Source organism: Bacillus salipaludis, from assembly GCF_004358205.1.
Map to the genome: position 1 here is coordinate 40,024 of NZ_SMYO01000017.1, position 22,158 is coordinate 62,181.

Sequence of the window (22,158 nt, forward strand, 5' to 3'; positions counted from 1 at the left end):
GGCCTCAAAACGAACGAATTCTTGTTGTACCCCTAAAAGGATATTTCTTAATGAAGTAATGGCCCTACAGCCTCTGACTTTCAACAATCGGGCAATTCTAAAACAAAAATGTCGCTCTTCTTTTTGGATGGATTTACGATTATTAAATCGGGTTATTTATTGTTTTTTCTTAAGTAAATGACTTTGAAACTTATCATGAATAATAAATAAATTAACAATGATAATGTTAAGGAAATGATTAATGATATTATTTGGTTTTTAATTTCACCACTAAAGTACCTAAAGGTAAATAGACCAACGTAACCCATAATAAAACCAGAAAAAATTACTTTAATAAAGTCAATTAGAATAAAATTAAAACCAATTATTTTGGATATTGTTAAAAAGTGAAGAGAAGTTCCAAATACTATGCTTGCACATATTGCTAAAGATACACCATAAATACCAAAGTCTGGATTAGAAGCTAAAAAAAAGATTAATACAAGTTTGAAAATAGAAGCCACTAAATCATTAATCATTACAACATTTGCTTTCCCTAACCCTATTATGATTGACTGTAAAGGTACACGAAAATATTGTAAAAGATAAAAAGGGGCCATCATTTTTAAAAGAATAGCTGCTTCTGGTGACCTATAAATAAGGGTAGTTAACATTTCTGCAAAAAGATATAAAATAATGGTGCTTGGGACTCCTACAATTAAAGCGATTCTAACAGCTTGCTGAGTCCTATTATGAATAAGTGATCGTTCATTTTTTTCATTCGCCTCACTAATTGCAGGGATTAAAGGAACAGACATAGAGTTTGTAATAAAACCCGGGAGCATTAATAGTGGTAAAACATATCCCATTATGATACCGTACTGTTTTGTAGCTAGTGCCGTTCCAATACCAGCCAAAGCCAAACTTTGAGTAATAAGAATGGGCTGTATAACTCCGATAATCGATTGTATTAACCCATTTCCTGTTGTAGGTAGACCGGTTTGAAGTAAATCATAAAAAATTTGCTTTCCTTTGCTGATATGCTTGAAGAACGAACGGCGTAACTTAAACTGTTTTCGTTTTGACCATTTAAAAACAGATACTAAGTATAGTAAAGAAGCTCCTTCACCAATAATTCCACTCAGAACTGCTCCAGCAGCAGCGAATTCGATTCCATAAGGAAGAAGGAATTGAACGAAAATAAAGATAAAGCATATTCTAACAATCTGTTCTATAACTTGAGAAACTCCAATGGGTGTCATATTTTGTTTACCGCGAAAATATCCTTTGATTACAGAAGATACTGCAATGATAGGTACTATTGGAATTACCGCGATCAAAGAATAATAAGCTCTTTGATCTGTTAGGAAAACTGAAGATAATAATTTAGCACCCATAAAGGTTCCAATCATTAATATAAGACCTAACATACTTGTCGTCATTAAAGAAACGATAAGTATTTTTTTTACCCTTTTATGGTCTCCTTTTACTTCCGCTTCGGCTACAAGTTTTGATATGGCTACAGGGAGACCTAACGTAGTCAAAGTGATCAAGAGTCCTGTAACTGGCATTGCCATCATGATAAGACCGACACCTTCAGGTCCTATTATATTAGCCATTACTATTCCGTTAGCGAATCCCAATAATCTTGTGATAAAGGCTGCCACGGTTAGAATGATTGTACCTTTGATAAGACTTTGTTTAACCAATTTAAATGCTCACCCTTCTTCTTGTCCATATTTGATGTATATGAAAAGAAAAGGAGGCAAATGTGGTAATTTTCTAGAATTTTGCAAACCTTCACATTGGGAATTTAAATACACTTTCTTTTTTATCTAATTAGGATTACTTTTTAATGCTAAGAAATTAGGATTTTTTTTTTGGAATCTTCTTAACGTTGTAAATTAGCGTTTTGCTGGTGGTACCCCTTTAGGCCTAGTCACAGATGAATGAAACTTATTTTTCAAAATGTTACCTAACAAAGGACGAGTGGATAAGTCCGTTATTTTAGGGAAACCAAATGTAACTTAATATGTATTATGTTACATTAGTATTTTTCAAATATATGGAAATATTGTGATGGAATATGGGGGATAGGTTGGATAAAAAAGGGGGATTCAAAATGAAACGATTTATTATGGCTTTAGGCTTAATATTACTTTTTACTCTTTTAACAGCTTGCTCGTCTAAGTCATCTTTACAACTTGTAAATTCAAAAGCTGATATTGTTAATGATAAAAGCAAGGTTGGCGCAATAGGTATAACAGAAGGTGATAAAAAAGGGCAGGAACTGGTACCAACGGCGTTATATTATGAATTTGAAATTAAAAATAATAGTAATAAAAAAATAGGAGGAATTGGTGGCAAGGGATTACAAGTAAAAATTGAACCAAATGATAAATTAGTGGCTATCTCCAAAGAAACAGTTGGTTTTAATATTTTTAAACCCTCTTCATATGATGGAACGGGTGTAGGCTATGGAACTTCTTTTGATGGGGAAATCTATCCTAATAAAATAGGAAAATACATTTTAACTTTCGATTTGGGTGTAAGCGAAGAAAACCTACAAGTTCCTCTAAGAGTTCCATCAAAAGAAAAATTAAATAAACTTAAGGATAATGCTTTAGAAGCTTCTCTAATAGTAACTTTAGATGGTAAAGAAATAACTCGATTTAACTTAAAAAAGCAATAGCTATTTAAAAAGCATCGGTGAAACCGATGCTTTTTTAGATGTTAAATTATTGTTATTTTGTATGATTTTAAACTTTTGTCCCCTAGAAGGAAACCCTTAGTTGTAAACTATACTCTCTTTTTCTTTTGTATTTTAAAAAGGTTAGAATACTTTTTCGAAATTCACCCAATGTAACAAAATATACATTATGTTATTGTTATTCTTTAATGTCATAAACCAATGTATCGAAGAATTTACCATTAGTATAAAGCAATATGGCCCATTCTCCCGACTTTGGAATTTTCACAGCCGATGGAGCATGTGAATCTGCTCCGTTATTTGGACCGGAAACATCTATTGTCCACCCATTGACTAAAATTTTGTGTACTGTTTGTGATTCTTTATGAAATCCAACAACGGTCAACTCCGCATCATCAACGCCCCAAAGATGCCACATCCACTTTTGACCGTTTAAACTTGGCATATCCGCTCCAATTACACCTGACTTATTTTCGTTCCCAAGAATGCTACCTCTTTCGCCGAATTTAACTGCTTTTTTATCCCAATCAATATTTGCAAAATCACTTTCTTTAACAAAAGTAGGGATATCTTTAGGTAAAGCTATTTTCTTTGTTTTCTCATTTACAGTTTCCTTTGATGAACAAGCCACTAGAACAAGCAACATACTGAATAAAACCAATAAAATTGGTATTTTTTTCAAAGGATCCCCCCTCTAGAACAAGGTATTTTACCAGACTATTGTAAATTATAACAAAATTACCAAAATTATTATATCTATTCTAATCATTTAATAAACAAAAGAGTTGAGATTTCACAATGAAACAAAACGTGTATTTTGTAACATTCATTTTTGGTTTGATCCCACAAAAAAAGCTGCATACACAGCTAATACTAATTAAATTTCAATTTATTCGTTTAAAAGACTGAAAGTTGGTTTTAAAATTAAGATTACCGATAAAAGATAAAAATGGAATGGTGTGTATTCACTATATATAAATCTTATCGGAACCCCTAAAAATATCTCGATTGTGAAATAGACAGCAGGTCCACTTAACCCTATGAGATTATCTGGTAATACACTAATTAACAGTGATATAAATAGCAAAAGGGGTTGCCTGCCTAAAACTGATATAATTGCCAAACAAGAAGGTAATGCTATGAAATTTCAAATACACAAAAGGTAAATAAGGGCCACACCTTAACCTAAGGCCCTTTTCTTTTCATCTATAATTGTTAAACTAACCGTTAGCTTAAGAAGCAACAAATCTGAAATTTTCCAATGTAATAAACAAAAAAGCCCTGTTTTTTTAATCTACAGGAACTTGCTCATGATCAGCTATAACAGTACATAGAAATAATACCTCTTGTCGAATCAGTTCTTTACTAATAGGATCTGAACTCATCATAAAATCTTTTAGAAGCCTGCTGACCTCTCTCTTTAATAAAAATAGTTCTTGCTCATTCATTTCAGTCATCTCGCCTCACCGCCGATATTGTACCCTTTTACGCATTAATCAAAACATGGAAAATTTCGAATCCTAGTTTACAACTAAATTCTCCTTCAATTTTTCATTTTTTCTTCACGTAGTTGGAACCGAAAATCACTGAGGCAGTTATCTTTGATCTTTTAAATTCTTTCAATGTAACAAATATCTATTATGTTACATAAAAATTTTTACTTAAGGCAAAAAAGTAGCTGCCAACGCAGCTACTTTTTTTGCTTTGTTCAAAGGAAAACCAGTTAAAAATTATCATCTGTTTTTTCGGTTAAACACTCTTCTTCGGGCTTCATATTAACCTGTTTCCATTCTTTATTTCCTACTTTACGAAATTGAGCAATTTCCACATCAGTTCCATTCGTTAGCGTGAAAAAAATCATGCAATAATCGGCTCCATCGTTACCCTGGAAGTAAATATTTTTAACATATCCATTTGTTATGGTTGGGTATCTTTTTTGAATCAGCTTGCACCAACCTCCGTATTTCACCTCTACAACTGCTTCCGCATCATGACTCCATCCATGATAAGGCGCGCATAGAAAGTCCTCCTCAATCTTACTCAAGTCAGAAATTTGATACCCATCTTTTTCATTAACAAGCTGGATAAATCCGTAATAATACCCAAAATACTCTGCTCTTTTGTCCAAAGACCCTTCAATCGTTTCGATTTCATAAAAAAATCTTATTCCATGTTTTATATCTGGTACTCTACAAAGCTTTATCAAACTCGTATGCCCTACACCAGCAAACGAATTAAAATATTCATCATAGCTTAATTTATTTTGATACTCTTTAGACAGAAAGTTATAAGCAATTGGAAATGGAGTGCGTGCCTGACCAACCGTACCGCAACTCCTCCCTCCCATATTTTCAGCTTCACGCAGGACGCTAAAATAGTTAAGAAGGGTATCTTCGGGGGTTCTAGTCAATTCAGAAGGTAATTTGATTTGGTCATGAGGCTTTTCAGAAAAAAGTGAATAGAACTCCCAACCGAATCTTAAATTTAAAGCTTTCAAGCAAGATGGACGAAAATATTTTTGATGAATAGAAGTTTTGTCCATCTGGTTCCGTTTTTGCATATTCATCACCCTGTTTTCAGCTTATGGGTGATTGAACGATAGGTGAAAGACCTGTATTTCCTTCTCATAAAATTAATGCTAATTCATAAAAGACAGTAATAACCGAATCAAAAGCAAACAAGGTTTCTCTATAGCTATCCTGCTTCATTAGCTTAACAAACAAAGATTTGACAATTCTCCAATGTAACAAAACGTGTATTAAGTTACATTAGATTTTCACTTAATCACACACAAAAAAGCTGCAAACGCAGCTGATACTTTTGAAACCGGCAGTTAAAGAGGACAGTTCTCTTTTTTTACACTCTTTAATAATATTTTTGTAAGGGTGGTGGTACAAGTGATTTATCCATTGATTTTATTGATTATATTAATCTTAGTTATTTTTGTATATATCCGTAAAGATAAAGATCAGATATTTGATAGTTTTTCGCTTGGTGAGTTTTTAAAAAACAACAACCTTGTTAACGAAAATAAAAGTATTGTGAGTCAAATAAATGACTTTTTCGATACAGATAGTGATGATGGAGACGGAAGTGATACTGATGATGGTGGAGAATAATTGTAAAGCAACAAAACTAAAAATGGCCTAATGTAACAAAACATCCATTATGTTACATTGTTTTTGAGCAACTAAAGCCACAAAAAGCTACAAAACGAAGCCGATACTTTTCTTGTAAGTTCGATTAATTATTTGTAAGATAATGGTACCCCCTTTTGAATATGTTCCTGTTTTTGAGGCTGTTAATTCCATCACTGAGAATGGCAGCCTTTTTTATTTAAACGTAATATAGGTTGCCAACTTAAATAAACAACAAATCTAAAGTAATTAAACGTAACAAAGCCCCTATTAAGGGGGAATCACACTATATGCCGACATTTCGGAAATACGTATGTTGGAAATTCAATAAAATACTTGTAAAAAACAAAAGGGGAAGCTCAAAAGTTCGAGCTTCCTCTTTTGTTAGCTTGACGGGTATGTGGTATATCCATAAAACTATATAATCATATTTTAGTTACTAGTTAGGAAGCTCTTATATCCACATGGCGCTTACATTTTGTACACTGGAATAGGTTTGGCTGTATCTCTTTGTGCCTTTTCAACTTTCTACAAGTCTGACAGGACAATGTAACTAAACGGCCAGATGGTCCATTTACAACCATGTTTAATTCTGGAGAATTTTCTTCAACAGCTAACTGCATTACTTCATTGTCCCTACTACCAGTAAATAAAGCATACACGAAAATTACAGTCATACCGCCTGTAATGAAGCTAACCCAGCTCACAAGTCTTCCCTCCCACTCAGAACATAATTAAGCTCGCCTTTATTATTGATGACAACAACTTTATAAGCTGATTGAATGCAATATTCTTTTTGTAACTCTGCAACCATTTGTGCATTGTTCAAGCATTTTTCAATTATAAGTCCAGCTAATGTTGTATGACCCATTCCACAAGCAGTAGCAAGCTTACGTAATTTTGAATCATATTTGTTTGAAAGTGAAATGCCCACTCGATTTATTTTCTTATTGCCTAATCCTTTCTCTTCAATCATTTTTTCGAATCTCCTTTCAAAATGTAATGACAATTACCAATGTCAACTGTGTTACACTGTTACACTTGCAGCCGATAGGGAAGATGTTTTGGGCATATACTTAATCAGGCTGTTAATCGTCATAATCGTTAAATAAGTATTTTGAAGCAATACTGAGGACTTCTTGTGATATATTTTGGTTTATTGTTTCTCTCCTCCCCTCGTATCGTCTAATATTTTTGTATAGCATGTACATTTGTTTTCCAATCTTCGATAAGATATTTGCTGATTATTTATCGACTTTTGAAAGACTACGAGGAACTACCAAATATGCTTGTAGTAACAGCAATGATAAACATGTAATCTCTGAAACTTAAATATTTTTCTTTAACAATATAAGTTCCGTATGAACACGGAACTTTTTTTATTTAATTAATCGTGATTTTAATTCCACCTGATTCTTTAAAGAATTTTCGCTCAAGAACCTCCCCTGTCCGTCTCTCAGTCTGTTGAATGCATCTATTTTGGATGTTTTCTGGTTCGGTTACAGGTCGTTTAATATCTCCAGGATCAGGAGCTGTTTTAATTTCGGCTCTTCCTGTAGTGACATCATTATGATATCCCTCCCCTCCCCTACTTATATCTGGACATTGTTCCAAGAAAATGGTGTTATCGGATACATCCCACGGAATAGAAGGTAAAGATGTTTTAGATTTTTGGTACTGTCTAAGTAATTTTATAAATTCAGGATTAGATGGAGCTGTTGCAAGTGCTAACCGAATTAGTTGTGTTCTGTCTAAATAAGTGCAATGAAACAATTCATCTAGATAATCCTTAAAAACTGGATGCATACGAAGCGTTGTTCTGTAGGCTGATGTCATCAAGTAATTCCTCCTCTTTCATTGGTTATCCTCATATTTCTACGTTGGTGTCATTAATTCATCATCTTGGTATCTAATGTATGTCCAATTGATTATTTAAGAACTAAATTGTTGGGAAATTTGCGACAATTCATTTTTTAATAGTCGGGAAGTTTGAAACAATTCAGAATTGACCATACTCATACTAAAGAAATTTAATTGGAGATGGAGTTTATGTTTGGAATTGGACGCCGAGGTTCAAAATTCGGGAAGTTTTTAGAAAAACATCGTATATCACAAACGGAACTAGCAAATAGTTCTGGAGTTTCAAATTCAACAATTAGTCGTTTGGCTTCAGGTAATGCCTTTAAACCGTCAGAAAAAAATGCATCAAAGTTAATTAAGGCATTAAAAAAAGTCGATTCAAATGTTGGTTATGATGACTTCTGGAGCATGTAATATGGATAAAAATTTTGCTAAGGCATTCAAGGTGAAATTAATGGACGAAATTAAAGAAATGACAAAGGAAAGTCCGAAACAAGCAGCCCTCTTCCTTGTTCATATGGCTGAAATGACAGATAAGATTAATCATACTCTCAAGGAAAATGGTTGGACTCTGGAAAAATACATACAAAATAGCAGGAAAAACGGATAATTTAGAGATTTGATAATAAGATTCTTCAACAATCTGGCCCTTAACATCAAAGAAAGAAGAAAAACCATCTCTAAATGTTTTTATTAAAAGTCAAGAGAATATTTAGAATACCCTCAAAATAAAGTTTTATATATAATGTCACACATTATATTAGGGAAATATAAAAGGATAGGTAAGCAGAAATAGATACTGCTTTTCCTATCCTTTTTTGTACTACAAATGACCTCATTTACTACAACAACAATATTTTTTGTTGTTGAACTAACGCACCCGTTAGCCATCCATGAATTGCTAAAAACCAGCTCTTCACCACAAAGAATGAAAATGTATTGAATCCGTCCATACTGGTTCTAAGGCTGGGAGAGGAAGGTCGATACACTATGGTGCCATAGAGCCCATCCGTTAGTCTGACTCCAACGACCACGGTGCATCACAAACTGTCGCTCCCTTACGGGAAGCACTCATGGTAGATTAATCCTTATTCTGATTGTTGCACCAGCCTCCAATTTACAAGCCTAGAAAGGAAGAATTTCAATGGATGTAATCATTGAAAGAGCATGTGGTATGGATGTTCATAAGGATAATATCACTGCGTGTATTATGACACCTGATGGAAAGGAGATTCAAACGTTTTCTACTAAAACATTGTTTCTACTCAAGTTAATCGACTGGGTTAAAGAACGTGGTTGTACCCATGTCGCAATGGAAAGCACGAGTGTTTATTGGAAACCTATTGTCAACCTACTAGAATCTGAAGAGATTGAGTTTCTAGTTGTAAACGCCCAACACATGAAGGCACTCCCAGGTCGCAAGACCGACGTTAAAGATGCCGAATGGATTGCACAACTTCTTCGCCATGGTTTACTGAAAGCGAGTTTCATTCCAAATCGGACTCAAAGAGAATTGCGAGAACTAGTTCGCTATCGTCGTAGTATTATTGAGGAACGGGCGAGACAACATAATCGGATTCAAAAGGTTTTAGAAGGAGCCAATATCAAACTAGGTTCTGTTGTTTCTGATATTATGGGGGTTTCAGCAAAGGATATGCTTCGAGCTATTGCAGATGGCGAAGATGATCCTGAAAAGCTAGCAAACTTTGCTCGTCGTACAATGAAAAAGAAAAAAGAGGAACTTGAATTAGCACTTAAAGGCTATGTAAATCCACATCAACGATTAATGCTTAAAACGATTTTAACTCACATTGATTTTCTAACTGAGCAAATCGAAATGCTAGATCAAGAGATAGCTGAACGAGTTACCTCTTATGAAGAAGATATTGAAAGACTGGATTCAATTCCTGGAATCGCCAGAAGAATGGCTGAACAAATTCTAGCTGAAATCGGTACTGATGTTAAAAACCAATTTCCAACTGCGGCACATCTTTGTTCATGGGCAGCTCTCGTACCTGGACATAATGAAAGTGCAGGGAAAAGAAAATCGACTAAATCCAAAAAGGGAAATAAGTATTTAAGATCAGCATTAACTGAAGCAGCTCAATCAGTCAGGGGTTCAAAAAACTATCTTGGTGCATTGTATCGACGAACAGCTGGACGAAAAGGCAACAAAAGAGCAGCAATTGTAGTTGCACATGCGATATTACGAATCGCATATTACCTGTTAACTAGAAAAGAAATGTATGTAGACTTAGGCGAAGACTACTTTGATAAAAAGAGACAGGAATCTATTGTACGCCATTCAGTTCGAAGACTAGAAAACTTAGGCTATTCGGTTACAATAACAGAAGCTTCCTAATTCATTAATTAAGTACATATACACCATGGATCAGACGCTCCTCCCCTTTTTTAAAAAATGAATGAGCTGCGTCTATTTAAGTATTGCCATTTTTCAGATCTCAGAGAAGTTAATTTTCATGGTAGTTTAAGTGTAATTTTTCACAATCTATTTTTGAAAAAAAAAGGGACTTTTTAGATCTTCAATAATTTAGTGCTGTCCTAATTGTAGTATAATTACGCTAAGACTTTAGTTAAGGAATGATTGACAATGGGATTTTTAGATAAGTTCTTCGAAAAAGAGAAGAAAAGGATTAAACCCCTTTTTTATTTACAGATTGTTTTAATTGTCGGATATTTCTCATTGTTTTTCATTGATACCCATCATTCATTTGGTATGCTATTTCTTTCGTTAAACTTTTTGTTATTTGGAATCGAAAGTTATTTATTAAAGGAAAAGAAAGTCAATTATATATTAAATTTTTTAGCCTCTTTTTCGTTCGCTTTAATTTTCATATTAGATTATTTTAACTTATAGGGTACTGTTGTTGCAGTATCCTTTTTTGTCACATTTATCATTTAATAGAACAGTTCTTATTGAACTCCCGGTAGCTGAATAAGAACGCTTTATAATAAAAGCGAAAACCAAAATAGAGATAAAAGTATTAATCCAATTGAGACGATAATCAATAGTCCTTTCATTACCTTAAGTGGCAGTGCCCTTAATATTCGATTGATTAACTCGAATAGGATTGTTTGTTCAAAAGAAGGGGTAGGATCATTAACATACTCTTTTTTATTATGTGTTTCCGAATTTAAGTGTTTTATCGTCCAAATAAATAAAGCAACTCCGCATAACAAAATCATTGTTGCAGCAATAATAATATACATTTTGGAATTTTTCTCCTTAGCCTCTTATGGCAGAAACGCACCCGTTAAAAACTTTCGCCAAACCAACCTATAATTGCAAAGACAATCAACATCATACCTATAAAAATATATCTAAATCGATATAGCCAAACGGGAATAAATTCTGCAATGTACGAGAAGAGAACCCCGTCTAGTTCTTTATCATTTTTTCTATCTTCCTTAGAGTAAGTAAACCCTATTATAATTCCAAATAATCCGAGTATAAAAGGAATTAGTGGGATTAAAATATCAGTGTTCATTTGTTAGACCTTCCTTTAACGTTGGTGGTTAATACTAATTATATAGTACAACTCCTTCTTCAACTATACTGCCAGTTAGTTGAAGAAGAGTAGGAGTTGCAATTAAAAGGATTTTAAATCACTTGAATTTTTGAAAATGATCTGCCACCCATTTTGAGCTATTATCTGCGATATATTGTTCCGCAAGGAGCAGGCGCTGTACCAGCTCCTTTTTGGATAACTTCATGTATTTTCTTTGCGTATTTTCTGCATTTCGATTTGGTTTGATTTTACGAAAATCAATATCATCCATCGTAATATTAGAGACGGATTTAACCTTTTTGCTATTCTCTTTTTGCTTATACGTTAGACTATGTTGCTTATAATACTCATACAACTGTTCATTTGTCCGTATAGTATTTGGATGAATACCTTTCCCTTCGGGATCAATTTCTTTTGATATATCAGTTATATTTGAATATGTTACGGATTTTTCATTTTTAACCAATAAATCAATCGCTTTTTTACCTATCTCAACCGAACGGCTACGACGCTTTTGATGACTCTCTTTTAGCCACGAACTATCATTTGTCGAATTGAATTTGTGGCTCATACTTTTGTTCCTCCCTATATTTCTCAATGAGTTCAATCTCTTTTAACTCATTTCGTGCGTGTTTCCGCATTGCTTTTGCTTTCTTTACTTCTACTGACAAGTTCATTACAGTGAAACGTTTCTCCATGTCTTTTGAAAGTTCTATTACTTCATCTAATTCATGCTTCTTTTCAGGTTGCGGAACTTTGGCTTGACATCCCAAACATTGCATTTTAGTAGGACATACAAAAGCAGTAACACACGTTCCACCCAAAACATTATTAAATACCCCAACTTGTTGTTTATATTCTTCCAGTTCTTTTTCAAGCTCTTCGGGACTTCGCAAAACTGCTTCATCTAAGTCTACATAGTCCGAGATGACATCATGTAAATCACTAACGGATTGAGCCACTTGACTTGGCGTAGGTTCTGAATAGTATTCGGTTACTCCGGTATCACGTTGATGAAGGATCTTTGCTACAATGTCGATAGGAAGTCCTTGTCGCTGAACTGCTTCGGTTGCGAAGGCATGGCGTAATAAGTGTGTTTTAATTACAACTGGCTCGCCTTCCTGTGTTTCAAAGTTTAATCCGTGAAGTAAAAAGCGAAGGCATGAAAAAATAGCATGATTTTGAAATGCACTCTGATAATACTGAAAAAAATATGGTTTAGGATTAGGAAACAAATGACTTCTAGAATAACGATATTTAACACTTGGTATTTTTTCAGTACCATAATGCTCCTTTAAGAGTTTTGCTACCAATTGAATTATCTTCATCGTTTGTTCACTGATATAAAAAGGTTCTAACTCATCCCGACCTTTTGGAATAGCGTAAAAAGAAAATTTAAATTTGTTCTCAACTTTAACTCTTCGGATACATTCCTTTGTATTACTAATTTGTAATAATTCATTTAACCTTGCTCCAGTTGTTGTAAAAATATCTACAGCTAATAAACCGAAGGTTACAGCTGCATATAGCGGTTCTACATCAAACAAAGTTCCTTCCGATATATCTTTGTTACGAGAAACAAAGGTACTGGATGTAATTATTCCTTTATGCCTACTATTAAAAGGCATTGGATTTTCACCCAAACTTTCCTCGCCATAGCCCCATGAATATAACAATTCTCGTTTTTGTTTAATTTCTTCATCAGTGGCATTTTGATACCACATTCTAATAACATCTTTTTCAAAGAGTTCCATAAACCAAAGACCTTCTGCTTCCTCGTCATCATCTAATCGTTCTGCTTTAACAAATTCAACAAAATAATGATTATTTTCATTTGAATAAGCACCTGTACGTTTATAAGCCGATTTTAATGATGAAGCAGGGAATTGTTCTTGATGATTCAAAACAAACGAAGCCTTGTCCCACAGACGAAAATAAAAGCGTTCACCCACACGTTCAGGTTCATCATAATGGAATTCTAAGGGTAATCCGCAATTGGTTGATTTAGCCTGTTCACACGCTTTTAAAAACGCTTGTCTAAGTCGTTTTAGCTGATTCCATCGAAAATGTCCTTCTGCTCGGATTTGCGGAAGTAATGGAACTATGGCATCTGTTTCACTCTTACGAGTGCTTTGAGCCTGCTCCTTAGCTGATTTAGTAAAAGTGAAATCCCTTGAATCATATGCTGGAGTCGGAAACAAAAATTGTTTAAAGTGTATTTGCTGTTTGTTATTTAATTTAGATTTCACCCATTTTTTAACCGCATACTCATTACTACAATACCATGTTAATAATTCCTTTCTCATATTATTCGAATGCTCTCTATAAACCGTACCTTTTAAATACTCGTACATGTGTGTTTGAACATCAAACTCTATTATGTTGTTTATTTGAAATACTTCAAACAAATTTTTAAATCTTGGATTAAGTCTATCAAGAAAATTTGATATTGTTTTAACATCTGAATTTTTTTCAACATATACAAAAATCGAAAGCAAAAAATGATTGTTCCAAGGTTTGTCTATAACTTGGTTCATATAATATTTTAAATTTGTTTCATGGACTTTATCTAACAAAAATAATCCTCTTGTATCCTGCAAATGAAGAAGTTGTTTGTCAACTCGCCCCAATAATTGCTCATAAAATGGTGATTGTGGCTTATCTATAAGTACAGACAGTGCAATCACTCCAATCCATCTAATAATTTTTGAATTTCATCATCTATTTCAATACCCTCAAAGTTATTTTCTATTACTGTTAAGGTAGGTTTCTTCTTACGTTTGTTTTTCTTTTGTTCCAAGTATTCTTGCTCTTGTTGTGCCATGCTTTCTAACATTTCATCGTGGGCTTTACGGTGGCTTTCTTCGTCAAAGTAATGCTCATAAACTTTAATCGTTTCTTCATCTTTCCACTTGATATATTTAATCATTTCATTTTTCTTTTGCTTTACCTCTGCTTCAGTTTTGGAAGTATTATAGATTTCACGCAACCTTGAAGTGACAAACCAATGTCTTGTTTTATGAGGATTTAGCTTAATTTCACATTCTTTCATCGCCTTATCCCAATGGTAATACCACGATTCATAAGTTAAAGGTGTTCCAAGTTCCGTAAGGAAAATTGGTGCTTCATCTGGTAAGGTAACAAAGTTACGTTGTAACTCGTCAAATTGCTTTCGATCTGTATTGATATATCGCATGAGTAACTTGACCGTATCTTTGCTAAATCGAAGAAACTTCACTCTTTTTCCATGACTACCTTTGTTGAATGTACTTGCTTCTTGAAATGATTTACGAGAACGATAATCTCCAATCGTTAATTCAATCACTTCGGATGCTCTTGCCCCTGTTTCAAAAAGCATACGAGCAATCACAACTTCTCTTAATGACCAATTTACTTTTTTTCCTGCTTGATAAACTTGATAGGGAAGGTGAATATCGCCTATGATTTCAGGTTGCCATTCTTCATTGATTAGTTTGAAATAAGAATCTGTTAACCTTCTATGTGGTGTAGCATCCTCTGTTCCTGCTTCTGAAGGCATACGAGGTTTGTCCTTTCTCACACCTTCGGTATTACTTTTATAGTCATTTAAAATTGCATATGAATCTATAAGAGGATTGGAATACATATATTGCTTTAAATGAATTAGAGATTTATAGAATGACTTTAATGCCGAAAGGAAACGATTAACTGTATTAGGACTTTTATTTGTTCGATTAACAAATCGAAAAGTATCTTTTTCTTTTACTTTACAAGCCATTTCAGTCATAAGGTAATCTTCAATACCTATTCGTATGATGTCAGGCGAGTCATTCCATTTAATACGTTTTCCTTGAAAGTTGCTAAATTGATCTAACCATGTGAAAAAAGGAAGAAGGCATTGGATATACGAAAGAGCAGAACTTTTACTAATCCTCCCAATACAATCATGATAATGCTCCGTTAACGGCAGAAAAGGGTGATTTTGTCGATCAAAAACTAATAATTCAAAACGACTTTCCACACCATCAGGACAATAATCATACCAATATTTAGACATGAGAATAACACCCTACTTTTACTAAGTTAATTTTCAAGCCAATTATAGAAAGGGATTTTTGACTGTTGGTTTTCTACTGTATTAAATTGTTCTTCATATTCATGTTGTGATAACTCATAAACCCTTTTGCTTTGCTTTCTTGGCATCTTTAAAGGAGTAGAAGTCGGACTCCAATTCTCACGAATTGCTTTACGAATAAACCCATCAGGGTTCTTTACCTTTGTTGCTGATTGCTGCATGATTAAAAGTATCTCTAAGGTCCTTTTAATTCCTACAACAGATAAAATAGATAAAATTTCATCAGTAGGAGAAGTAAGAGTAACAGCCTTATATGCTAATTTAACTAATTCCGTTTCATCAGACTTAGAATTTATTTCATCTACCTGTTGTTCTGTTTTGTTGATTGAGATAACATTATTTAGCTTTAATAAATCAGATTCAAGTATTCTCCAACCCTCTTTGTCGCTATTTCTATATGAGTTAGGTAATTTCCCTGCTCGAATCCAACGCTTAATTGTTTCTTCATGTTTACCAGTGAGGTCAGCTACCTCTTTGACAGTGTATTCTTTCAACACTTACACCACCTTTAAAAGAATATACGTTCCAGGAATATATGTTCCTATTTTATTTTACTACAAAATGTTGTTGTAGTTTCTATATTTTTCACTTCATGTTGTAGTAGTAAATGAGGTCATTCAAGAGGTCGATAAACAAAAAAAGTACACCACTATATATAAGAGATGTACTTTTTTTATATTATGTGTGACATTAAAGACAAGTTGTTATTATCATAATAAAAACATACATTCACTTGTCTTTAATTTTACAGAGTATGAGATGGTTTTGTATTATACGAATCTAAGAAACTTATCAGCTATAAAAACGCCTTAATGCGTAATCGTTGCCTTCAGGTAACCAATGACTTAATAAAGAGTCTGTCATTCGTCATCATCATCAAATAAGTATTTTGAAGCAAAGCTGAGGGCTTCTTCTGATACTTCTTGATTTACTGTTTCTATTTCTGTACTTTCATCCATTTTTATTTCTGATTTCTCTTCCGTTATTGCTTGTTGCCCAACTGTAGGTACAGGAACAACAGTTGCGGCATTTATTGGAGCACTCCCAAAATAAATAGGTGCATTTTGTAAAGCAGGAGTAATTGTCTTTGTTAATAAAAAATATGCTAAACTAGACATCATATCCTGAAATTCTTTGCTTGCCAGCGTTTTGCGTTGCTCTTCTGTTAAAAAAACAGGTAGTTGTAAGTGTAAAAAATGATTATCATTTACCTGTTTTCCTTCTGAAAACATATTGTTCCATAGGTCAATGATTTTAGAAGTAAATTCTCTACCGTGCTCTTCTTTTAGTTCATTTAACGTATCCAGCACAATATCTGGTGTAGTGTTTGGAAAGCGGATCGTAAATAAAGACCCACCTTCGTATTTGGTTGATTTTTTCATAAAAATCACCTTTAGACTGAAACAATTTCAAGATTCTTATGTTTGGCATAAAGTTGTAGTGCTTTCCAGTACGCACGGGAGATCATCCATACCGATTCATCTGGATCTATAAATTCTAAAGGATAATTAATTTCTTTATTCAGTTCCAGAATATATTCTTTTAGAAGTGCAGAACCACCACCGATTAAAAATGCCTTTTCAAGCTCAGGGGCTGCTTCCCACGTATTTTCAATGTGTTTGAATTGTACTTTTGCTGCCTTTTCTAAGGTTGGAATAATTTCTTTTTCAGCAGAAACTTTTCGCCCTTTCACTAATACCATTTTGTCATTTTTAATCACATCTAAAACATGCTGCAAGCTTGGTAGTTTTACTTTATGTGTCTTATCAATCGCTTCTAGGATTTCTTGTAGGTATTTTAATGTACCCTCGTCTATTCCTTGGCTTGCCTTATTATGAATTTCTCCGTCAGCTTTAAATACGGCTGTGTCAGTTGAGACACCACCAATGTCATTAATCATGATGCATTTGTTGTTTAAATATCCATTCCGAGTTTGTAAGGAATCATCAGTTGTTAAGTCTAAAAATGCTGCATACCCTTCCCCGTTAACTAAAACATCTGAAAATGTAATTTTTACGGATTTCCCTTGTAACTTAGGAGTCTGTAAAAATGTTACTACATGCTCCTTTCCCATTAAACGTTGTTTGAGTACTTTTTTCTTTTTGTCCTTCACTTCGTCAAGTGGTAACCCTGTGCTTAATAGAAAATTCGCTTTATATTCACCGTTCATAGAAGGAAAATGTTTCACAGCATCGATAGCTAGTGCTGTTAATAGCACGACAAGTGATTGATCACTCTCAGCCTTGATAGAGCGGATTCCCATACGATCATTGTGATCATAGCCAGTTGCGAGATTACCAACGACATAAATGCCCGTTTCATTTGATAAAGAAGGAGAAGCAATTTTTACATGTAAGCCGTTCAATGTATCTTTCTCTAATTCTATAATTTTACGATCCTCTTCTTCTTTGGCCACTACATTAGGTATGTATAACCTTTCATCAAATCCACCGAACATCCCTTTCAATGCATCGTTTCCGATATCAACACTAGCAAATCGAGCGGTTATTTTCATTTATATCCCTCCGAAAGTAATATTTACCATTTGATAACATTGTATAATAAAATGTATAACAAAATCAATAACATGTCGGGAAAATGTTTTACATATGTATAACTTAAGTGATAATAAATTTAATTTACATGCTTTTAATCTGTTATATATATTGTTTAACATTTAATAAAAAACTTTTGTTTTTTATTTATTTATCAAGATTTTTTTCGGGATTTGTTAAACATAATTGAAAGTAAAGTATAACAAAGAAAAATTCAACAACCCTATTTGTCAAAATCACGATTGTTGGTAATAAGTATAGAATGTTGATAATTCAAGTTTTACAGATGGTATGAACTAAAAAAGCACGCAAATCAGATGAAAAAATCCGTACTATCATTACTGTATCAAGCCGTTTGATAAGGTATTATACAGCTAGAAATGTTTGTATTATTCATGTTTTACGATTGGTTGTTATGTGATATTAATAGTTGGTTGATACCCTATCATAGGAGCCTATCACTAACACCCCATTAGTCAAAATCACAATTTATTGGTAATAAGTACAGAATGTTGATAATTAAAGTTTTACGGATGGTATGATCTAAAAAAGGACACAAATCAGATGAAAAATCCGTACTATCATTACTGTATCAAGCCGTTTGATAAGGTATTATACAGCTAGAAATGTATATATTGTTCATGTTTTACAATTGATTATTATGTAATATTAATAGTCGGTTGATACCCTATCATAGGAGCCTATCACTAACACCCCATTAGTCAAAATCACGACTTATTGGTAATAAGTACAGAATGTTGATAATTAAAGTTTCACAGATGGTATGTTCTAAAAATGCACCAAATTAGATAAAAAAATCTGTACTATCATTACTATATCAGGCTCTTTGATATGGTATTATACAACTAGAAATGTATATATTGTTCATGTTTTACCATTGATTATTATGTGATATTAATAGTTGGCCGATACCCTATAATAGGGTCCTATCACTAAAAGGAGGTGTTATTTTGGCTGAGATTTTAGACAGAGAATGGTTGACTGTTTCGCAAGTTTCTAAAGAAACCGGTGTCGATGTTCAAAGGGTGCGCAGGATGGTTGATAACAATCTTGTTGGTATGAAAGATTCAAAGACCAATGTCCGATTCATCCGGACCGATGAAATCGAGAATGTAAAAAAGATTGCTGAATTTATGGATTCTACGCCAAGCAGCACGTATGAACAGGCTAAAGAAATTCTTTTAAAAGATGAGCTTTTAGAAAATCACAAAAAAGAAGAAGAAATAAAGACCACGGAAGTTGCTTTTCAGAATACCATTATGCAGGCACTTCCGTCTGTAATCGAAATGGTTACAGAACAGGTGACGGATCGTTTAACGGACCGTGTATTAGATAGGGTGGAAGAGCGCTTTGCAAACATTGAGAAGGGGCTATTAGAGGCTCTTACAGGATTTCAAGACCATTTATCAGAGGAGAATTTAAGGTATCAGCAACTATTAGAGTCTAACAAGGCTCAGGATCAACAAAAGATAAAACAGCAGCATGATTTATTAGAAAAACAATCAGCTTCATTAGAGAATTTATCGAAAAAAATGGATAACTTTACGGACTATCAAAGGACGAAAGAGGATGAAGCTGATGATAAACAAAAGGTCATTTTAGAACAAGCAGCAGCTTTAGATAAATTAACAAGGCAAGTGGAACAGTTGCAGCAAGAAAAAGTAGAGGAACAAAAACAAAAAGAAATGATCAATGAACAACAAGAATTATTGAAACAACTAACTAAGCAGATTGAAGAATTAAAAGAGCAGCCGAAAAGAAAGAAATTGTTCGGTTTGTTTTAAAAAGAAGGAAAGGGCCTAGGCTCTTTTGTTTCCATGCCTGGCCCTTTGATACGGTATCATACAGAAATAGTTCGAAATTATGTTTAACTATTACATAGTATTGATAGTCAACAGATACCCTATCACAGGGTCCTATCACACAATTTGTATGAAAATTGTAATGCATTATTAAACCCATCATGTATTATGAGAGGGGGAGGGGAGTTATTAATTTTTAAACGCTAATTAAAATTTTTTCTTTAAGCCAATTTAGCATTTTTTCATCATTTTTATTGTTTTGACGCTTATTTTCTTTCCTTAGGTACCGTGATAGAGTAGTATGGGCAACCCCAATTTCTTCAGCTGCTTGTCGGATACTTATATTTAAATGATTAATCATATGATCCATCGCTTCGGGTGATAATTTAATTTCTTCTTTTACATCAAAATTAAAAGCTTGTTGTTCAATTTTGAGGGTTTTCATTTGCTCATTAATTTTATGGTTGCTTGTTTTTAGTGGTTTTTCAATCACTTCAGTTTCTATTGTTGGAGCTGTTACTCCCAGTAAAGACTTTGAACTGTTAACTGGTCTTTCCGTTCTTAACACATTATTTTCTGGACTTATTTGGTGCAATTTTTCTAAGATGGTTTGTTCAAGCATCGCCTGAGAGGGGAGTGCCACATGCTTTTTGTACCCTTCAAGCAAGTTGTCTGTTGGATAAATAATAATGCTATAGTTAATCCAGTTTTTATACCAGCCTTTTTTGCCTACTACAGATTCATCGAAGTGTTCTTTATAGCCCCAATTTTTTATGACGCCGTCTGTTTTAAAATCGTCCAATACGTTTTCTAACTTATCTTTTTTGTCACTCCAATTGTACCTTATAGGTATATCCATCTCTTTTAATAATGTTGCTACTTTAAAAGGTTGAGTCAACTTTGATTTGAGACGGATTCGCATCTTCCATTGTCGGTCAATGTATCGTAGCAGCCGTTTATGTTCTTTTTGTGTTTGATGGCTATATTGAAAAACCTTTGTATGTAACAAACCAATCATTTGGCTAGAGGCATTAATTAAAGGCGTGAGTATGTCTGTTGGTTTAATTTGTAACGCATAAATCCCTTGTGCTTCACCTGTATTCCTATCGTAGGCCACACGAAGAGCACCGATATCGAACATTCGCTTAAAATCTTGGAAATCGTACTGTTTATCCTCTTGAGTAATAACCTTCCCATCGCTTAATGACACCCACATACTTGATAAAGCCACAACCCTTTTCATAATATTAAAACGATCTCGTTCTCGAATTATTAACTCTTTTGAATCTTCCTCAGAGTCTTGAGTTTGTCTTAACCGTAAAGCGTCATTACTATGAAATTCAATATATCCTTCACTGTTTTTAGGGGATACTAGCCATAGATAAGTAATTAAATCAAACACATCAGCTGTCCATTCATCCAAAGCATTATAAGCTGAATCTACTAACCTCATCCAAAGATCTTCTTGATCTTCTTTTAATGAAATGTGCGTTGTTTGAGTGGGACGGAGTTCGGCCATTCCTCTAAAGTTGCCTTTATTATCAATTAGATCAGCAGCCAATTGTCCCACACCTCTTTCTTTAAATTCTTTCTTTTTTGAGACGATATTCCGTATCATGTGGTAATCATTATCCATACTGGTCAGTAAATAATCTTGCTCGATGGTTTGGTTAATTGTTTTTTCGTTAAAACTTAAATTAACTTCTTCAGGAAATTCATTATATAAATAACTTGATACGGTAGTAATAATGGTTTCCCAATATCTTAGAACGGCTTCTTTAATCATGTATTTAGTAATATGCTTTTGAAAATATAACCCTTCTGTAAGGAAAAAATATAATGCCTTAAAACTCGGACTCATTCCGTTTGGAGGATATTGGTTCCTGATTTCATCCTCAGTCATCTGATAGGCTTCTTTGCACCATTTTTTTATTATATTTGGGCGTTCTATAAATAGATGTTTTGTTTCTTCAAAAATAGCAATTTTCAATAACTGATACGGCAATATTAATTGATCTTCAATTTCGGAATAATTGACTGTAAACAAATTTGCTACCTCCTCCACCTTTTAATTGTTCTTTTCTAATGGCCAGAAGGGGGGATAGTATTATGTTTTTGAATCAAATCTTTGACAGCCTCATCTAACAGGCGAGACATAGGGATACGAGTAACATTAGAAAGTTCTTTTAGTTTTTCTAATAAATTTGTATCAAGAGTATTACCAATTCTTGTTCTGGTTTTTAAATCGCTCATATCATAGCACTCCTTTAAAAAAATTACGTACATAAACTTATATAAGTTTATAGTAAACTATTTAAAATAAATATGCACCACTAATTTGCACCACCCCGTCCAACCTGTGCCAAATAATCATCTAAAAATGCACCACTATAAGATTTTTACGTCCAATCCGTGTGAAAAAAGGTAGTATTTTCCTACACGGAATTACA

23 protein-coding genes are annotated in these 22,158 nt (G+C 33.6%); 6 read left to right on the forward strand and 17 right to left on the reverse strand.

Going from position 1 to position 22,158, the window contains the following annotated elements:
• Nucleotides 1-152: 152 nt before the first annotated feature.
• Nucleotides 153-1,688: a stage V sporulation protein B gene (gene spoVB, locus E2K98_RS24785; protein WP_133338962.1), complete on the reverse strand. Its 1,536-nt coding sequence runs from the start codon at nucleotides 1,686-1,688 to the stop codon at nucleotides 153-155.
• A 413-nt stretch (nucleotides 1,689-2,101) separates the two neighbouring features.
• Between spoVB and E2K98_RS24790 the strand changes: the two genes are divergently transcribed.
• Nucleotides 2,102-2,671 (forward strand): hypothetical protein, encoded by a 570-nt coding sequence (locus tag E2K98_RS24790; RefSeq protein ID WP_133338964.1) that lies wholly within the window; start codon nucleotides 2,102-2,104, stop codon nucleotides 2,669-2,671.
• 196 nt (nucleotides 2,672-2,867) lie between these two features.
• Here the strand turns inward: E2K98_RS24790 and E2K98_RS24795 are convergent, their stop codons facing one another.
• From E2K98_RS24795 to E2K98_RS24800, 3 genes are all read right to left on the reverse strand, one after another.
• Entirely contained in the window at nucleotides 2,868-3,371 is a 504-nt protein-coding gene (locus E2K98_RS24795; RefSeq protein WP_133338966.1) for a hypothetical protein, read from the reverse strand.
• 607 nt (nucleotides 3,372-3,978) lie between these two features.
• Complete coding sequence (locus E2K98_RS31205; RefSeq protein WP_165976379.1) at nucleotides 3,979-4,137, reverse strand: hypothetical protein; 159 nt, start codon at nucleotides 4,135-4,137, stop codon at nucleotides 3,979-3,981.
• A gap of 275 nt (nucleotides 4,138-4,412) precedes the next feature.
• Nucleotides 4,413-5,255 (reverse strand): hypothetical protein, encoded by an 843-nt coding sequence (locus E2K98_RS24800; protein WP_133338968.1) that lies wholly within the window; start codon nucleotides 5,253-5,255, stop codon nucleotides 4,413-4,415.
• Nucleotides 5,256-5,586: 331 nt separating this feature from the next.
• Between E2K98_RS24800 and E2K98_RS24805 the strand changes: the two genes are divergently transcribed.
• The gene (locus E2K98_RS24805) at nucleotides 5,587-5,808 is read left to right on the forward strand and encodes a hypothetical protein (protein ID WP_133338970.1); all 222 of its coding nucleotides are present in this window, start codon (nucleotides 5,587-5,589) and stop codon (nucleotides 5,806-5,808) included.
• A 461-nt stretch (nucleotides 5,809-6,269) separates the two neighbouring features.
• On the opposite strand, the gene E2K98_RS24810 is transcribed toward E2K98_RS24805, so the two are convergent.
• The 3 genes from E2K98_RS24810 to E2K98_RS24820 form a co-directional block, all read right to left on the reverse strand.
• Entirely contained in the window at nucleotides 6,270-6,533 is a 264-nt protein-coding gene (locus E2K98_RS24810; protein WP_133338972.1) for a hypothetical protein, read from the reverse strand.
• The gene (locus E2K98_RS24815; protein ID WP_133338974.1) at nucleotides 6,530-6,802 is read right to left on the reverse strand and encodes a hypothetical protein; all 273 of its coding nucleotides are present in this window, start codon (nucleotides 6,800-6,802) and stop codon (nucleotides 6,530-6,532) included. The genes E2K98_RS24810 and E2K98_RS24815 overlap by 4 nt, the downstream gene beginning before the upstream one ends.
• 407 nt (nucleotides 6,803-7,209) lie before the next feature.
• Complete coding sequence (locus E2K98_RS24820; protein WP_133338976.1) at nucleotides 7,210-7,662, reverse strand: hypothetical protein; 453 nt, start codon at nucleotides 7,660-7,662, stop codon at nucleotides 7,210-7,212.
• Nucleotides 7,663-7,875: 213 nt separating this feature from the next.
• On the opposite strand from E2K98_RS24820, the gene E2K98_RS24825 reads away from it, so the two are divergent.
• The 3 genes from E2K98_RS24825 (at nucleotide 7,876) to E2K98_RS24835 (ending at nucleotide 10,048) form a co-directional block, all read left to right on the forward strand.
• Nucleotides 7,876-8,100 carry a helix-turn-helix domain-containing protein gene (locus tag E2K98_RS24825; RefSeq protein WP_235824927.1) on the forward strand — a complete coding sequence of 75 codons (225 nt, stop codon included), beginning with the start codon at nucleotides 7,876-7,878 and terminating at the stop codon, nucleotides 8,098-8,100.
• Nucleotide 8,101: 1 nt separating this feature from the next.
• Nucleotides 8,102-8,296, forward strand: a complete 195-nt coding sequence (locus E2K98_RS24830; protein WP_133338978.1) for a hypothetical protein — start codon at nucleotides 8,102-8,104, stop codon at nucleotides 8,294-8,296.
• Between the two features lie 534 nt (nucleotides 8,297-8,830).
• The gene (locus E2K98_RS24835; protein WP_133338980.1) at nucleotides 8,831-10,048 is read left to right on the forward strand and encodes an IS110 family RNA-guided transposase; all 1,218 of its coding nucleotides are present in this window, start codon (nucleotides 8,831-8,833) and stop codon (nucleotides 10,046-10,048) included.
• A 605-nt stretch (nucleotides 10,049-10,653) separates the two neighbouring features.
• Here E2K98_RS24835 and E2K98_RS24840 read toward each other — a convergent pair.
• The 8 genes from E2K98_RS24840 to E2K98_RS24875 form a co-directional block, all read right to left on the reverse strand.
• Nucleotides 10,654-10,917 (reverse strand): hypothetical protein, encoded by a 264-nt coding sequence (locus E2K98_RS24840; protein ID WP_133338982.1) that lies wholly within the window; start codon nucleotides 10,915-10,917, stop codon nucleotides 10,654-10,656.
• A 44-nt stretch (nucleotides 10,918-10,961) separates the two neighbouring features.
• Nucleotides 10,962-11,195, reverse strand: a complete 234-nt coding sequence (locus E2K98_RS24845; RefSeq protein WP_133338984.1) for a hypothetical protein — start codon at nucleotides 11,193-11,195, stop codon at nucleotides 10,962-10,964.
• Between the two features lie 118 nt (nucleotides 11,196-11,313).
• Nucleotides 11,314-11,787 carry a hypothetical protein gene (locus tag E2K98_RS24850; RefSeq protein WP_133338986.1) on the reverse strand — a complete coding sequence of 158 codons (474 nt, stop codon included), beginning with the start codon at nucleotides 11,785-11,787 and terminating at the stop codon, nucleotides 11,314-11,316.
• Nucleotides 11,759-13,894, reverse strand: coding sequence for a site-specific integrase (locus E2K98_RS24855; protein ID WP_133339048.1), 2,136 nt, complete (start codon nucleotides 13,892-13,894; stop codon nucleotides 11,759-11,761). The genes E2K98_RS24850 and E2K98_RS24855 overlap by 29 nt, the downstream gene beginning before the upstream one ends.
• A 5-nt stretch (nucleotides 13,895-13,899) precedes the next feature.
• Nucleotides 13,900-15,252, reverse strand: a complete 1,353-nt coding sequence (locus E2K98_RS24860) for a tyrosine-type recombinase/integrase (RefSeq protein WP_133338988.1) — start codon at nucleotides 15,250-15,252, stop codon at nucleotides 13,900-13,902.
• A 26-nt stretch (nucleotides 15,253-15,278) separates the two neighbouring features.
• Nucleotides 15,279-15,824 carry a helix-turn-helix domain-containing protein gene (locus tag E2K98_RS24865; RefSeq protein WP_133338990.1) on the reverse strand — a complete coding sequence of 182 codons (546 nt, stop codon included), beginning with the start codon at nucleotides 15,822-15,824 and terminating at the stop codon, nucleotides 15,279-15,281.
• A gap of 366 nt (nucleotides 15,825-16,190) precedes the next feature.
• Nucleotides 16,191-16,712 (reverse strand): hypothetical protein, encoded by a 522-nt coding sequence (locus E2K98_RS24870; protein WP_133338991.1) that lies wholly within the window; start codon nucleotides 16,710-16,712, stop codon nucleotides 16,191-16,193.
• A gap of 11 nt (nucleotides 16,713-16,723) precedes the next feature.
• Nucleotides 16,724-17,845 (reverse strand): ParM/StbA family protein, encoded by a 1,122-nt coding sequence (locus E2K98_RS24875; protein ID WP_133338993.1) that lies wholly within the window; start codon nucleotides 17,843-17,845, stop codon nucleotides 16,724-16,726.
• 1,011 nt (nucleotides 17,846-18,856) lie between these two features.
• Here E2K98_RS24875 and E2K98_RS24880 point away from each other — a divergent pair.
• On the forward strand, nucleotides 18,857-19,690 hold the full coding sequence (locus tag E2K98_RS24880) for a hypothetical protein (RefSeq protein ID WP_133338995.1): 834 nt from the start codon (nucleotides 18,857-18,859) through the stop codon (nucleotides 19,688-19,690).
• 214 nt (nucleotides 19,691-19,904) lie between these two features.
• On the opposite strand, the gene E2K98_RS24885 is transcribed toward E2K98_RS24880, so the two are convergent.
• Together E2K98_RS24885 and E2K98_RS24890 are read right to left on the reverse strand one after the other, a co-directional pair.
• Nucleotides 19,905-21,755 (reverse strand): hypothetical protein, encoded by a 1,851-nt coding sequence (locus E2K98_RS24885; protein ID WP_133338997.1) that lies wholly within the window; start codon nucleotides 21,753-21,755, stop codon nucleotides 19,905-19,907.
• Between the two features lie 35 nt (nucleotides 21,756-21,790).
• The gene (locus E2K98_RS24890) at nucleotides 21,791-21,961 is read right to left on the reverse strand and encodes a ribbon-helix-helix domain-containing protein (RefSeq protein WP_133338999.1); all 171 of its coding nucleotides are present in this window, start codon (nucleotides 21,959-21,961) and stop codon (nucleotides 21,791-21,793) included.
• Between the last annotated feature and the right edge of the window lie 197 nt (nucleotides 21,962-22,158).

Excerpts from the sequence above, each read along its gene's own strand:
- E2K98_RS24820 (WP_133338976.1), bottom strand. The coding sequence starts at position 7,662 with ATGACATCAGCCTACAGAACAACGCTTCGTATGCATCCAGTTTTTAAG.
- E2K98_RS24800 (WP_133338968.1), bottom strand. The coding sequence starts at position 5,255 with ATGAATATGCAAAAACGGAACCAGATGGACAAAACTTCTATTCATCAA.
- E2K98_RS31205 (WP_165976379.1), bottom strand. The coding sequence starts at position 4,137 with ATGAATGAGCAAGAACTATTTTTATTAAAGAGAGAGGTCAGCAGGCTT.
- E2K98_RS24875 (WP_133338993.1), bottom strand. The coding sequence starts at position 17,845 with ATGAAAATAACCGCTCGATTTGCTAGTGTTGATATCGGAAACGATGCA.
- E2K98_RS24830 (WP_133338978.1), top strand. The coding sequence starts at position 8,102 with ATGGATAAAAATTTTGCTAAGGCATTCAAGGTGAAATTAATGGACGAA.
- E2K98_RS24790 (WP_133338964.1), top strand. The coding sequence starts at position 2,102 with ATGAAACGATTTATTATGGCTTTAGGCTTAATATTACTTTTTACTCTT.
- E2K98_RS24845 (WP_133338984.1), bottom strand. The coding sequence starts at position 11,195 with ATGAACACTGATATTTTAATCCCACTAATTCCTTTTATACTCGGATTA.
- E2K98_RS24850 (WP_133338986.1), bottom strand. The coding sequence starts at position 11,787 with ATGAGCCACAAATTCAATTCGACAAATGATAGTTCGTGGCTAAAAGAG.
- E2K98_RS24860 (WP_133338988.1), bottom strand. The coding sequence starts at position 15,252 with ATGTCTAAATATTGGTATGATTATTGTCCTGATGGTGTGGAAAGTCGT.
- E2K98_RS24815 (WP_133338974.1), bottom strand. The coding sequence starts at position 6,802 with ATGATTGAAGAGAAAGGATTAGGCAATAAGAAAATAAATCGAGTGGGC.
- E2K98_RS24835 (WP_133338980.1), top strand. The coding sequence starts at position 8,831 with ATGGATGTAATCATTGAAAGAGCATGTGGTATGGATGTTCATAAGGAT.
- E2K98_RS24840 (WP_133338982.1), bottom strand. The coding sequence starts at position 10,917 with ATGTATATTATTATTGCTGCAACAATGATTTTGTTATGCGGAGTTGCT.
- E2K98_RS24825 (WP_235824927.1), top strand. The coding sequence starts at position 7,876 with ATGTTTGGAATTGGACGCCGAGGTTCAAAATTCGGGAAGTTTTTAGAA.
- E2K98_RS24890 (WP_133338999.1), bottom strand. The coding sequence starts at position 21,961 with ATGAGCGATTTAAAAACCAGAACAAGAATTGGTAATACTCTTGATACA.
- E2K98_RS24870 (WP_133338991.1), bottom strand. The coding sequence starts at position 16,712 with ATGAAAAAATCAACCAAATACGAAGGTGGGTCTTTATTTACGATCCGC.